The sequence below is a fragment of the Streptomyces sp. SLBN-8D4 genome, from assembly GCF_049739545.1.
Classification (GTDB): Bacteria; Actinomycetota; Actinomycetes; order Streptomycetales; family Streptomycetaceae; genus Streptomyces; species Streptomyces canus_C.
The window spans coordinates 2645867-2658884 of the sequence record NZ_JBMGQC010000001.1 but is presented as its reverse complement, the minus strand read 5'-3'; the positions used below and the strand labels follow the sequence as shown (position 1 = coordinate 2658884).

The 13018-nt window shown below is 71.0% G+C and carries 12 protein-coding genes and 1 pseudogene; 8 read left to right on the top strand and 5 right to left on the bottom strand.

What is annotated here, in order from left to right; genetic code table 11:
- Positions 1–13 precede the first annotated feature (13 nt).
- Positions 14–673 (top strand): thymidine kinase, encoded by a 660-nt coding sequence (locus tag RKD20_RS11655; RefSeq protein WP_424877675.1) that lies wholly within the window; start codon positions 14–16, stop codon positions 671–673.
- 18 nt (positions 674–691) lie between these two features.
- Here the strand turns inward: RKD20_RS11655 and RKD20_RS11650 are convergent, their stop codons facing one another.
- A complete protein-coding gene (locus RKD20_RS11650) occupies positions 692–1483 on the bottom strand; it encodes a VOC family protein (protein ID WP_424877674.1) in 792 nt (263 codons plus the stop codon).
- 297 nt (positions 1484–1780) lie between these two features.
- On the opposite strand from RKD20_RS11650, the gene RKD20_RS11645 reads away from it, so the two are divergent.
- Positions 1781–2638, top strand: a complete 858-nt coding sequence (locus RKD20_RS11645; protein WP_424877673.1) for a sulfurtransferase — start codon at positions 1781–1783, stop codon at positions 2636–2638.
- 66 nt (positions 2639–2704) lie between these two features.
- Here RKD20_RS11645 and sepH read toward each other — a convergent pair whose 3' ends face one another.
- From sepH to RKD20_RS11630, 3 genes are all read right to left on the bottom strand, one after another.
- Entirely contained in the window at positions 2705–3739 is a 1035-nt protein-coding gene (sepH, locus tag RKD20_RS11640; protein WP_424877672.1) for a septation protein SepH, read from the bottom strand.
- Between the two features lie 431 nt (positions 3740–4170).
- Positions 4171–5490 (bottom strand): D-arabinono-1,4-lactone oxidase, encoded by a 1320-nt coding sequence (locus tag RKD20_RS11635; protein WP_424877671.1) that lies wholly within the window; start codon positions 5488–5490, stop codon positions 4171–4173.
- The gene (locus RKD20_RS11630; protein WP_424877670.1) at positions 5450–6688 is read right to left on the bottom strand and encodes an MFS transporter; all 1239 of its coding nucleotides are present in this window, start codon (positions 6686–6688) and stop codon (positions 5450–5452) included. Before RKD20_RS11630 ends, RKD20_RS11635 begins: the two co-directional genes overlap by 41 nt.
- A gap of 168 nt (positions 6689–6856) precedes the next feature.
- Here RKD20_RS11630 and RKD20_RS11625 point away from each other — a divergent pair, with 168 nt between their 5' ends.
- Entirely contained in the window at positions 6857–7984 is a 1128-nt protein-coding gene (locus RKD20_RS11625; RefSeq protein WP_424877669.1) for a ferrochelatase, read from the top strand.
- An 8-nt stretch (positions 7985–7992) separates the two neighbouring features.
- The gene (locus RKD20_RS11620) at positions 7993–8808 is read left to right on the top strand and encodes an inositol monophosphatase family protein (protein ID WP_424877668.1); all 816 of its coding nucleotides are present in this window, start codon (positions 7993–7995) and stop codon (positions 8806–8808) included.
- A gap of 111 nt (positions 8809–8919) precedes the next feature.
- Here RKD20_RS11620 and RKD20_RS11615 read toward each other — a convergent pair whose 3' ends face one another.
- Positions 8920–9084, bottom strand: a complete 165-nt coding sequence (locus RKD20_RS11615; protein WP_020121920.1) for a hypothetical protein — start codon at positions 9082–9084, stop codon at positions 8920–8922.
- A gap of 414 nt (positions 9085–9498) precedes the next feature.
- On the opposite strand from RKD20_RS11615, the gene RKD20_RS11610 reads away from it, so the two are divergent.
- The 4 genes and pseudogenes from RKD20_RS11610 to RKD20_RS11595 all read left to right on the top strand — a co-directional run bounded on the left by RKD20_RS11610 (position 9499) and on the right by RKD20_RS11595 (position 13005).
- Positions 9499–10152 (top strand): response regulator transcription factor, encoded by a 654-nt coding sequence (locus RKD20_RS11610; protein WP_009191109.1) that lies wholly within the window; start codon positions 9499–9501, stop codon positions 10150–10152.
- Positions 10153–10156: 4 nt separating this feature from the next.
- Positions 10157–11392 (top strand): sensor histidine kinase, encoded by a 1236-nt coding sequence (locus RKD20_RS11605; protein WP_424877667.1) that lies wholly within the window; start codon positions 10157–10159, stop codon positions 11390–11392.
- A 405-nt stretch (positions 11393–11797) separates the two neighbouring features.
- On the top strand, positions 11798–12094 hold the full coding sequence (locus tag RKD20_RS11600) for a DUF4193 domain-containing protein (RefSeq protein ID WP_005481602.1): 297 nt from the start codon (positions 11798–11800) through the stop codon (positions 12092–12094).
- 13 nt (positions 12095–12107) lie between these two features.
- Positions 12108–13005 (top strand): annotated as a pseudogene (locus RKD20_RS11595) (hypothetical protein).
- Positions 13006–13018: the final 13 nt, after the last annotated feature.

Below are 13018 nucleotides of genomic sequence, written 5' to 3'. Positions count from 1 at the left end.
TGCTCGACCACCCATGCCCGAGCTGGTGTTCTTCTCCGGAACCATGGACTGCGGGAAGTCCACGCTGGCTCTCCAGATCGAGCACAACCGTTCGGCGCGTGGCCTGACGGGCATCATCTTCACCCGGGACGACCGGGCCGGCGAGGGCAAGCTGTCCTCGCGGCTCGGTCTGGTCACGGACGCGGTCGAGGTCGAGGACGGCCAGGACCTGTACGCCTACCTCGTCGACCACCTCTCCCAGGGCGGCCGCGCTGACTACGTGATCGCGGACGAGGCGCAGTTCCTCGCGCCGGAGCAGATCGACCAACTCGCCCGCGTGGTCGACGACCTGGACCTCGACGTCTACGCCTTCGGTATCACCACCGACTTCCGCTCCAAGCTGTTCCCGGGCTCCCAGCGCCTGGTGGAACTGGCCGACCGGGTCGAGGTCCTCCAGGTCGAGGCCCTGTGCTGGTGCGGCGCCCGGGCCACCCACAACGCCCGTACGGTGGGCGGTGAGATGGTCGTCGAGGGCGCCCAGGTGGTCGTCGGTGACGTCAACCAGGCCGACGACATCGGCTACGAGGTCCTGTGCCGCCGGCACCACCGCCGCCGTATGACCGCGGGCACGGCACGTGCGGCTGCGCTGTCCCCGGACGTCCTGCCGGTCCCGTCGGCCGGGGCGCGCTTCTGACCCGAGTCCTTCAGGGTCTCAGTGCGGGTTCTCGATCAACGAGAAACGCGCCCCCTCCGGATCCGCCACCGTCGCCACACGGCCGTGCGGGCTGTCGTGCGGCGGTGCCAGCACATGGCCGCCGAGGTCGGTGAGGAGGCGGGCGGAAGCGGTCACGTCGGCCACCTCGAAGTACGTCATCCAGTGCGGCCCCCGGTCGCGGGGGAGCGCGTGGCCGACACCGTGGAGACCGGCCACGGGACGGCCGCCGGCGTGGAGGGTGACGTAGTCGAGGTCGGCGGAGGCCACCGGCTCCCCCTCGCAACCGAACACCGTCTCGTAGAACTTGGTGACGCTCACCGTCTCGACGGTGAGCAGCTCGTGCCAGGCGGGAGTGCCGGGTACGCCCGCGACGGAGGTGCCCAGGTGGGACGCGGCCTGCCACACGCCGAAGACGGCACCGGACGGGTCCGAGCCGATCATCAGCCGCCCGGCGTCCCCGGCGTCCAGCGGACCCACTCCCACCGTGCCGCCGCACAGCCGTACCGACTCGGCGGTCAGGTCGATGTCGTCCGAGGCGAGGTAGGGCGTCCAGGCGACCGGAAGATGGCGGTCGGGCGGCAGCTGTCCGATCCCTGCTACGTCCTGGCCGTCCAGCAGGGCCCGGACATAGGGCCCGAGCTGCTGCGGGCCCGGCACGAACTCCCAGCCGAACAGCGATGCGTAGAACTCCTGGGTCGCGGCCGGCCCGTGCACCATCAGACTCACCCAGCAGGGTGTACCGGGCGTGTGCCGAGCGGGCGGGGCGGCCGACCCCCTTGCCTCGGTCATCGTCACTCTCTCCCCGGCCCCTCGCGGTGGCCGTCTCGTGTCCGCTGTCCGGACCTCCGTGCCGATGCTCGCACCACCCACGGCGCAGAGCGCTCCGGGCGCGCCGCCGCACGGCCTCCCGTGCCGGGAGGGCGCCTGTCGCGCGGCTGCCTGACCCCTGCCACGCGATGGCCGACGGATGTCGATCGGCAGTACAGCATGTGCCCGTTCCCATACGCCTGGTGACCGGGCCTGTCCGGCGGAGCAGAGTAGCCGGACATGGACGACGCGGCCACCCCGTGCGCGAGGATGGTGGCCATGAACGCCATCATCTCCGCATCCGAACTCGCGAGCGACCTGGCCGGCCCGAACCCGCCCGTCCTGCTCGACGTCCGCTGGCAGCTGAGCGTGGCCAAGGCGGTCGGCGAGCCGCCCTTCGACGGCCGGGCCGAGTACGCGGCCGGGCACATCCCGGGCGCGCACTACGTCGACCTGGACCGGGAGTTGGCCGGATCGGCCGGCACCGGCGGGCGGCACCCGCTGCCCGACCTCGCGGAGTTCGGCGCCGCGATGCGCCGGGCGGGTGTCTCCTCGGGCACGCCGGTGGTGGTGTACGACGGCGGACAGGGCTGGGCGGCCGCCCGCGCGTGGTGGCTGCTGCGCTGGACAGGTCACCCGGACGTGCGAGTCCTCGACGGCGGATTGACGTCCTGGCAGGGGCCGCTGCAGTCCTCCGTGCCGGGTCCGGCTCTCGCCGAGGGCGACTTCGAGCCGGTGCCCGCGGCGGCCGGTCTGCTCGACGCCGACGCGGCCGCGGCGCTGGCCCGCGCGGGTGTGCTGCTGGACGCGCGCGCGGGGGAGCGGTACCGCGGCGAGGTGGAGCCCATCGACCGTGTCGGCGGCCACATCCCGGGCGCCCGCTCCGCGCCCACCACGGACAACGTCGGCCCGGACGGCCGCTTCCTGCCCCCGGAGGAGCTGAACGCCCGCTTCAAGGCCCTCGGCGCCACCGAGGACACGTCGGTCGGCGTCTACTGCGGCTCCGGCGTCTCCGGCGCCCACGAGGTCCTGGCCCTGGCGGTCGCGGGCATCCCGGCGGCGCTGTACGTCGGTTCCTGGTCGGAATGGTCCTCGGACCCGGAACGCCCGGTCGCCGTGGGGCCGGATCCCCAGTAGCTCCCGGGCCGCACGACGAGAAAGGGCCGCACTCGACGAGCGCGGCCCTGATCCTCGTACGACGGACTACTCCTGCTTCTTCCGCCGTGTGCCGAACACGATCTCGTCCCAGCTCGGGACCGCCGCTCTGCGGCCCGGGCGGACGCCGTCGGCCTCGGCCTGGCGGTCGGTCGCGCCGATGAGGCGGTCGCGGTGGCTGGCCACCGAACGCGGCATGAGGACGTCCGCGTAGGCGGAACCGGCCGAGGCCGCGGGAGCCGGCGGTTCCTCCACCTCGGGCTCCTCCTCGAGCGCGGGCGGTTCCTCGATGCTCGCTGTCTCGGACGGCCGCTCCGGTACGACCATGTCGCCCCGGAAACTCGGCACGGCCTCCAACAGGCTGGTCAGCGAGTCCCGTTCACCGACGGCCTCCTCGGTGGGCTCGGCCGGGGGCAGACTCGGCCGGTCGAGGGCGCGGTCCAGCGGACGGTCGCGCGGCAGCCGTGCGATCCGCGGCACGAACGGGAAGCTGGGCTCCGGCGCGCCGAGGTCCTCGGACTCGCCGATCAGCGAGCGGGCCTCCTCGTCGACGGCCTGGACGAGCCGCCGGGGCGGGTCGTAGGTCCAGCTCGCCGAGTGCGGTTCACCCGCGACGCAGTAGACCAGCAGCACCTCCCAGGTGCCGTCGTCACGGCGCCACGAGTCCCACTGGACGGTGTCCTTCTCGGCGCCGCGCAGCAACAGCCGCTCCTGCACGGCCTCGCCGAGCTGCGGCCCCGCGTTCTCGCCGGGCCGGCGGACCGGGGTCTTGCGGGCTCGTTCGGCCATGAAGGCGCGCTCGGCGAGCACGGGGCCCTCGAAGCGCCGTACACGGTCTACGGGGATACCTGCGAGCTGGGCTACCTCTTCCGCGGTGGCACCCGCGCGTATACGCGCCTGGATGTCGCGGGGACGGAGATGGCTTTCGACCTCGATCTCGATCTGGCCGAGGCGGGGACGGTCGCCGCGCACCGCTGCGCGCAGACGTTCGTCGATCGGAAGCGTGTACTCCGTTGCGTCGGCAGCCTTCAGCACCAGCCGTGTGCCGTCATTGGAGACGGCCACGACACGCAGTTCGGGCATGGGGACCTCCCGGGTGGTGCCTGCCGACGTCACGTGCGTCGCTGCTTCCGCTAGTCGAGTGTGGCCTGCCCGGGTGCAGCCTGCCACAACCTTGCCGAGTTGCCCGGCGTGTCGGGCACTGGCCCCGCAACACCGTTATGGCACGGTTACCTATTCGCAACGCTAAGTGACCAACGCCGTCACCCTGTGCAACTAGCCCCCTCCCGGCCGCCCTTGAAGGCCACGGACGCCCTGGCGGGAGACCGGATCCAGGGCTCGCAACAGTACTCCATTTGGGCCACGTGCGTGGATTGGCGCGCCACTCAACTTCGTTCAAGAAACGCTGCCCGGCCCTTCGTTGAGCGGATTCCGCGATCTTGAACGTGGTGCACTTCACGGAATCACCAGAAACGGAACTATTGGCTTCGGACGTATGTCCGGCAACCGTCCGCTTATGCCCCCAACACCCGGCGCAAGTAGTCGTTCTGGAAGCGCCGGTCAGGGTCGAGACGGTCGCGGAGCGCGGTGAACTCGCCGAAGCGGGGGTAGACGCCGGCGAAGTACTCCGCGTCGCGCGTGTGCACCTTCCCCCAGTGCGGGCGCCCCTCGTGCGCCGTGAATATCTGCTCCGCGGCCGTGAAGTACGCCTGGTACGGCGTCCCCTTGACCATGTGGACGGCGATGTACGCGCTGTCCCGGCCCGAGGCGGTGGACAGCGTGATGTCGTCGGCGGGCGCGGTGCGGACCTCTACGGGGAAGCTGACCCGCAGCCCGGAGCGGTCGACCATCGTCTTCAGTTCCTGCAGCATCTCGACCACGGCCTCGCGCGGGACGGCGTACTCCATCTCCACGAACCGCACCCGGCGGGGCGATGTGAAGACCTTGTACGGGATGTCGGTGTAGGTCCGCGCGGACAGCGCCTTGCTGGAGATCCGCGCGATCGAGGGGATCGTGCCCGGCGCCGCGCGGCCGACCCACTGGGCCACCTGGAAGACGCCGTTGGAGAGGAACTCGTCCTCGAACCAGCCCTGGAGCTGCGGCACCGGCTTCTCCGGGCCCGCGCTGCGGTTGTTGCGCTTGGTGTTGGTGGAACCGGTGTGCGGGAACCAGTAGAACTCGAAGTGTTCGTTCTCGGCCCAGAGTTCGTCGAAGGCGCTGGTGACCTTGTCGAAGCTCATGGGTTCCTCGCGGGCCGTGAGCAGGAAGATCGGCTCGACGGCGAACGTGATCGCGGTGACGACGCCGAGCGCGCCCAGCCCGATCCGGGCGGCCGCGAAGACCTCGGGGTTCTCCTTCTCGGAGCAGGAGAGCACCGAGCCGTCGGCCGTGACCAGTTCAAGGCCCTTGATCTGGGCGGCTATCGAGCCCGACTCGCGGCCCGTGCCGTGGGTGCCGGTGCTGGTGGCCCCGGAGACCGTCTGCTCCATGATGTCGCCCATGTTGGTGAGCGACAGGCCCTCACGCGCGAGCGCCACGTTGAGCCTCTTGAGCGGGGTGCCGGCCTCCACCGTGACGGTCATGGCGTCCCGGTCGATGTCGCGGATGCCGGTCAGCAGTTGAGGGCGGATCAACACACCGTCGGTCGCGGCGATCGACGTGAAGGAGTGCCCGGTGCCGACGGCCTTCACCTTGAGACCGTCCTCGGCGGCCTTCCGCACGGCGGCAGCCAGCTCGTCGACCGAAGCGGGCGTGACCTCCCGCGCGGGACGCGCGGCGACATTGCCGCCCCAGTTACGCCACGTGCCGTTCTTCGCGCTCGCTGCCGTGCTCAACGCTGCCTCCCCGACGCGGAACCGGCCTCTTGAGCCGGCGGTACCCCAGGAAACCGACCGCGACCGCGACGGCCCCGGACACCGCCGGAACCCCGTACCCGGCGCGCGCACCGGCCGCGTCGATCACCCAGCCGGCCACGGAGGAGCCGAGCGCGACCCCGACCGCGAGCCCCGTACTGATCCAGGTCATGCCCTCGGTCAGTTGCGCGCGTGGTACGTGCTGTTCGATCAGCGACATCGTCGTGATCATCGTGGGAGCGATGGACAGGCCCGCGACGAACAGCGCCACGGCCAGAAACGGCAAGTTTCCGACCAGTAGGAGGGGGATCATACTCACGGCCATGGCGCATATGCCCAGCAGCCAGCGAGGTTCGGGCCGCCCCCCGAAGTGCAACAGGCCGAACACGAGACCCGCGACGCACGAGCCCGCCGCGTAGAGCGCGAGCACGAGGCTCGCGGCACCCTTGTGGCCCTGCTCGTCGGCGAAGGCCACGGTGACCACGTCGACTGCCCCGAAGATCGCTCCGGTCGCCACGAAGGTAGCCACCAGGACCTGCAGGCCCGGCGCGCGCAGTGCCGTACGGCCGCCGTCCTGCCCGCGCGGGTGCGGGGCCGGCTCGGTGGCCCGCTGCGCGGTCAGCCAGAACACACCGACCGCCAGGAAGCAGGCGGCGAGCAGCGGCCCCGCCTCCGGGAACCAGGCCGTGGACAGCCCGATGGAGATGATCGGCCCGAAGATGAAGCAGACCTCGTCGATCACCGACTCGAAGGAGTACGCGGTGTGCAGCTGCGGGGTGCCGCGGTACAGGGCCGCCCACCGCGCGCGGATCATCGCACCGAGGCTCGGCACCGCGCCGATGCCGACGGCGCACACGAACAGCACCCAGTCCGGCCAGCGGAAATGCGCGGCGAGCAGCATCCCGGCGGACGCCACCAGCGCGACGAGCGTCGCCGGGCGCAGCACCCGCCGCTGGCCGTGCCGGTCCACCAGCCGGGAGACCTGCGGGCCGATCACCGCGGCGGCCAGCGCGATGGTGGCCGACAGCGAGCCCGCCAGGCCGTACCTTCCGGTGAGCTGGGAGATCATCGTGACCACGCCGATGCCCATCATCGACAGCGGCATCCGACCGACGAAGCCCGCGGCGGAGAAGGTCCTGGAGCCGGGGGCGGCGAACAGGGCGCGGTAAGGGCTGGGCACAGGGTCTCCGGTCGGCCGGTGAGCAGCGGCTCGGGTGGCGGTAAGGCGCGAACGCGCCTCATACAGCTTACGGGTGCGGGGCCCCGACGCACCCGGTGGGACGACCGGGAACCCGGCCGTCCACCCCGCCGTTTCCCGGCTGTCAGTACCGGATGACAGGATCGACCCATGCGAGACGCGCTCGACGCCACCCCCTACGACGCCCTGCTCCTGCTCTCGTTCGGAGGCCCGGAGGGCCCGGACGACGTGGTCCCGTTCCTGGAGAACGTGACGCGCGGGCGTGGCATCCCCAAGGAACGCCTGAAGGAAGTCGGTCAGCACTACTTCCTGTTCGGCGGGGTCAGCCCCATCAACGACCAGAACCGCGCCCTGCTGGACGCCCTGCGCAAGGACTTCGCGGAGCACGGCCTGGGCCTGCCGATCTACTGGGGCAACCGCAACTGGGCGCCCTACCTCACGGACACCCTGCGCGAGATGGTCGCCGACGGCCACCGCCGGGTCCTGGTCCTCGCCACCAGCGCCTACGCCTCCTACTCGGGCTGCCGCCAGTACCGCGAGGACCTCGCCGAGTCACTGGCCACCCTGGAGGCCGAGGGCCTGGAGCTGCCGAGGATCGACAAGCTGCGGCACTACTTCAACCACCCCGGCTTCCTGGAGCCCATGATCGACGGGGTGATCGCGTCCCTCGCCGAGCTCCCCGAGGACGTCCGCGACGGCGCCCACATCGCCTTCTCGACCCACTCGATCCCGAACGCGTCCGCGGACACGTCCGGGCCGGTGGAGGGCCACGGCGAGGGCGGCGCGTACGTCGCGCAGCACCTGGAGGTCTCCCGGCTGATCGCCGATGCCGTCCGGGAGCGCACCGGCGTCGACCACCCCTGGCAGCTCGTGTACCAGTCGCGCTCCGGCGCCCCGCACATCCCGTGGCTGGAGCCCGACATCTGCGACCACCTGGAGGAGCGCCACGCGTCCGGCGTCCCGGCCGTGGTGATCGCGCCCATCGGCTTCGTCTCCGACCACATGGAGGTCCTCTACGACCTCGACACGGAGGCCAAGGCCAAGGCGGAGGAGCTCGGCCTGCCGATGCGCCGCTCGGCGACCGTCGGCGACGACCCCCGCTTCGCCGCCGCCGTCCGCGACCTGGTCCTGGAGCGGGCCGCGGTGGAGCGCGGCCAGGAGGTCACGCCCTGCGCCCTCGGCGCGCTCGGGGCCGGCCACGACGTCTGCCCGGTCGGCTGCTGCCCGGCCCGCGCCCCCAAGCCCGCCGCCGCGGGCGTCGACAGCCCGTACGCGTGAGGAGCCCCGTGACCGACCCCCTGCACGCGGAACTGCTTCGGCTGGCCCAGGAGGCCGCCCGTCGCGCCGGCACCCTGCTGCGCGACGGCCGCCCGGCCGACCTCGCGGTCGCCAAGACCAAGTCCAGCCCCATCGACGTGGTGACCGAGATGGACATCGCGGCGGAGAAGCTGATCACCGATGTGATCTCCGAGCACCGCCCGGACGACGGCTTCCTCGGCGAGGAGGGCGCCGCCACCGAGGGCACCAGCGGCGTCCGCTGGGTCGTCGACCCGCTCGACGGCACGGTCAACTACCTTTACGGGCTGCCGACTTGGTCCGTCTCCATCGCCGCCGAGCAGGACGGCGAAACCGTCGTCGGGGTCGTCGCGGCGCCGATGCGCGGCGAGACGTACCACGCGGTCCGAGGCGGGGGCGCCTGGGCCACGGGAGCGTGGGAGGGCGAGCGCAGGCTGGCCTGCCGCCCGGCGCCGCCCCTGGAGCAGGCCCTGGTGTCGACCGGCTTCAACTACGTCACCGAGGTCCGCACCCATCAGGCCGAGGTGGCCCGGAAGATGATCCCCCTGCTGCGCGACATCCGCCGCGGCGGCTCGGCGGCGGTCGACCTGTGCGACCTGGCCGCGGGCCGCCTGGACGGCTACTACGAGCGAGGTCTGAACGCCTGGGACTACGGGGCGGGCGACCTCATCGCCCGGGAGGCGGGCGCCCTGACCGGCGGCCGCCCCGGAGAGCGGCCGAACCCCGCCCTGACCGTCGCCGGCAGCCCGGGGGTCTTCGAGCCCCTCCAGCAGCTCCTGGAGGACTTCGGGGCCTGGCACGACTGACCGGCCGACTACGGGCGAACACCAGGTGAACAGGCCCGTGCACCGACGCAGCGGGCCCCCGGCGCTGGATTCGCCGGGGGCCCGCTGTCGTGCCGCGAAGCCGATCAGACGCTAGGCGCTGACCTCCACACCATGTTCGGCCGCGAGGCGGCGCAGGTCGTCGAGCTCGCCCTGCTCCACCTCGACGAGGAAGTCGTCGCCCTCGTTACGGGCCCGCGTCAGGTCGGTCTCGGTCGCCCTTATCCGCTGCAGAAGTCCTGCGGTGAATGCGTCCATGCTGCGCCCCCTCGTCCTGGGTCGTGGGTCGGTGGCACGGGGGTGTGCCGTTCGGAAGGGGCGATCACGTCTCTTGCGGGTGCCCAGCGCTGCCCAGGCCGGGCGGCGACGGTGCCGGACACCCACGCCCGCTCTGCGGAAGCGGATCGCGCCGTGCCGCATGGTGGTACGGCACATGCAGAGCGTGATCGCGGGGTGTAAAGCCGTCCTCCCCCCGCTCCCTCCGACGGAAACCTCAACCGCGAGAGAAAATCCCGCATTCCCGCTCTCGCACCCGTCTTTCAGACGCCCCTCACCCGCCTTACAGCCGACTTACGGCCGAAAAGGGCAGGATGGAGGCCAACACTCACCCGGACCCCTGCCCGCGCGTTCCCGAAGCGCGCTACGCGGGTGGACACAGGAAGGACAAGCGACGTGCGCGTACTCGTCGTCGAGGACGAGCAGCTGCTCGCCGATGCGGTGGCCACCGGACTGCGCCGGGAGGCCATGGCCGTCGACGTCGTGTACGACGGCGCGGCCGCCCTGGAGCGCATCGGCGTCAACGACTACGACGTGGTCGTTCTCGACCGGGACCTCCCCCTGGTCCACGGCGACGACGTCTGCCGCAGGATCGTCGAGCTCGGCATGCCCACGCGCGTGCTGATGCTCACGGCCTCCGGCGACGTCAGTGACCGCGTCGAGGGCCTGGAGATCGGCGCCGACGACTATCTGCCCAAGCCCTTCGCGTTCAGCGAGCTGACGGCACGCGTGCGTGCCCTCGGCCGGCGCACCAGCGTGCCGCTGCCGCCGGTCCTGGAGCGCGCCGGGATCAAGCTCGACCCCAACCGCCGCGAGGTGTTCCGCGACGGCAAGGAAGTCCAGCTCGCCCCCAAGGAGTTCGCGGTCCTGGAGGTGCTGATGCGCTCCGAGGGCGCCGTCGTCTCCGCGGAGCAGCTCCTGGAGAAGGCCTGGGACGAGAACACCGACCCCTTCACCAACGTCGTGCGGGTGACCGTCATGACCCTGCGCCGCAAGCTGGGCGAACCCCCGGTGATCGTCACGGTCCCCGGCTCGGGCTACCGGATCTGATCCCGTGGCCTCGACTCCCGCGCCTCCCCAGGCGCCCCCGAAGCCCACCTGGGACCCCAGGAGGCCGGCGCCGCCGCTGCCGTGGCTGCGCCCGACCATCCGCATACGGCTCACCCTGCTGTACGGCGGCATGTTCCTGATCGCGGGCATCCTGCTGCTGTCGATCATCTACCTGGTGGCGGCGCAGGCGCTGAACGTCGGCAGCCAACTGCCCTTCAAGATCACCGAGGGCAGAGTCGCGAGCGACATCTGCAACCTGCCCACGGGCGTCTCGCCCGACGTCATGAACAAGGCGATGGACAACTGCGTCAACGACCAGCGTCAGCACGCCCTGGACGACCTGCTCAGCCGCTCCCTGCTGGCGCTCCTCGGTCTCGCGATCATCGCCTTCGCCTTCGGCTACGCGATGGCGGGGCGGGTTCTGTCGCCGCTCGGCCGGATCCTGCGCACGGCGCGCGCGGTGGCCGGCTCGGACCTCTCCCGCCGTATCGAGCTGGACGGCCCGGACGACGAGCTCAAGGAACTGGCCGACACCTTCGACGACATGCTGGAGCGTCTGGAGCGGGCCTTCACGGCCCAGCAGCGCTTCGTCGGCAACGCCTCGCACGAACTGCGGACACCGCTGGCGATCAACCGCACGCTCCTGGAGGTGCACCTGTCCGATCCGGGCGCCCCGGTGGAGCTCCAGCAGCTCGGCAAGACGCTGCTGGCCACCAACGAGCGCAGCGAGCAGCTCGTGGAGGGTCTGCTGCTGCTCGCGCGCAGCGACAACCAGATCGTCGAGCGCAAGCCCGTGGACCTCGCCGAGGTCGCCGAGCAGGCGGTCGACCAGGTGCACGGCGAGGCGGCGGCCAAGGGCGTGGCGATCCGCGGCGAGCAGAAGTCGGCGGTCGTCCAGGGCAACGGCGTCCTGCTGGAGCGCATCGCCCTGAACCTGGTGCAGAATGCCGTGCGCTACAACGTGGCCGAGGGCGGCTGGGTCGAGGTCACCACGGAGGTCCAGCACGGGCACGCGGTGCTCACGGTCTCCAACACGGGCCCGGTCGTGCCGGCGTACGAGGTCGACAATCTCTTCGAGCCCTTCAAGCGGCTGCGCGGCGCCGACCGCACCGGCAGCGACAAGGGCGTCGGTCTCGGACTGTCCATCGTGCGGTCCGTGGCACGGGCGCACGGCGGGCACATCACCGCTCAGCCACGCGAAGGGGGTGGACTGGTGATGCGAGTCACCCTTCCGGTCTGAGACCATGGCCCCCGCACCGGGATCGATATACAGGGATGTTCGCTTTGCGCGGAATTTCCTGGGCAGCGTAAGGACTGCCGCATGTGTGATCGATCACAAGGGAGATTTTCCCGCCATCCACTCTCCGTGATCATGCACCCTGTCGGAAAGCCGGGAAACTCCGGGTTTTCAGGGGTCCTGATCACGGGAAGTACACGGTGAGACGCCTTTGAAGTGCGGGATTCGGACCGTGTACGGTCCCGATCGCCATCCAACCCGATCACTCAAGAGGAGTCCGGTTGGGTGTCGATTGAGTAACAGACCTTGATGTGAGGCAAAATCTCCGCCTCGGGTCGGGCACAAGTCCGGCCTCTCACGCGTTACGTGCGCTGGAGACACCGCAGACACCCAGAGGGGGAGAGCGACATGGCAACGGATTACGACACCCCACGCAAGACCGACGACGACGTCGACTCGGACAGCCTTGAAGAGCTCAAGGCGCGTAGGAACGACAAGTCGACCTCCGCAGTGGACGTCGACGAGTTCGAGGCCGCCGAAGGCCTGGAACTGCCCGGAGCGGACCTCTCGAACGAGGAGCTGGCCGTCCGGGTGCTGCCCAAGCAGCAGGACGAGTTCACCTGCATGAGCTGCTTCCTGGTGCACCACCGCAGCCAGCTGGCCCGGGAGAAGAACGGCCAGCCGATCTGCCGCGACTGCGACTGAGGGCGGGTCGGGCATGACTGGCTCGACCCCTCCTTGGAAGCGCCGCTCTCTCCGGCAGGGAGCGGGGCAGGGACCGTCCGACGGCCCCCACCGCGCGCGTGACGACGAGCGGGGCTCTTTCGACCCGGGAGCCTCGCTCGAACCGGTGGCCGACCGGACCGACCATCCGGCGCCGACCGATTCGACCAGGACGCCCGCGCCCGTCGCGAAACGACGGGTGGCGGCGATCCGGGACAAGGCCCGGGAAGGGGCCCGCAAGGGCGGTAGCCGGGCCAGGGCGGGCCTGGCGTACCTCACCGACCGGATCATCGAGAACGCCCCGCGTGTCCCCGTACGGGACCTCGCGACCCTCCGTCGCCAGTTCCCCGGTCTCGGACCCGAGGAGCTCGCGGACAAGCTCGTCACGGGCGCCGCGAGCGCCACGGCGACGGTCGGAGCGGGGGTCGGTGCGGCGGCGATGCTTCCCGTGCCGCCGGCGATGCCGACCGAACTGGCCGCCGAGATCACCGGCGTCGCCGCGATCGAGCTGAAGCTGATCGCCGAACTCCACGAGGTCTACGGCCTACGGCCGCCCGGCAACCTCAAGGAGCGCAGCACCGCGTATCTGAACTCCTGGTCAGGAGAGCGCGGGATCGACGTGAAGAAGCCGTCGACCGTGAGCGGCTCGCTCAACACCCAGATGAAGCATCAGCTGCGGCAGCAGATCATGAAGCGGATGATCCGCGACCTGCCGAACCTCATGCCGTTCCTGGTCGGCGCGGCCGTCGGGGCGGTCATGAAACCGCCGGGACACCAGAAAGCTCGCCGAGCGGATCCGCAAGGACCTGCGCAAGGCCCAGGTGCCCTGGGGCGAACTTCCCCCGCTGCCGGCCCTGGAGATGCCGGCGAACCCGCTGGAGCTGGAGAAGTAAGACTTCCGTGAGA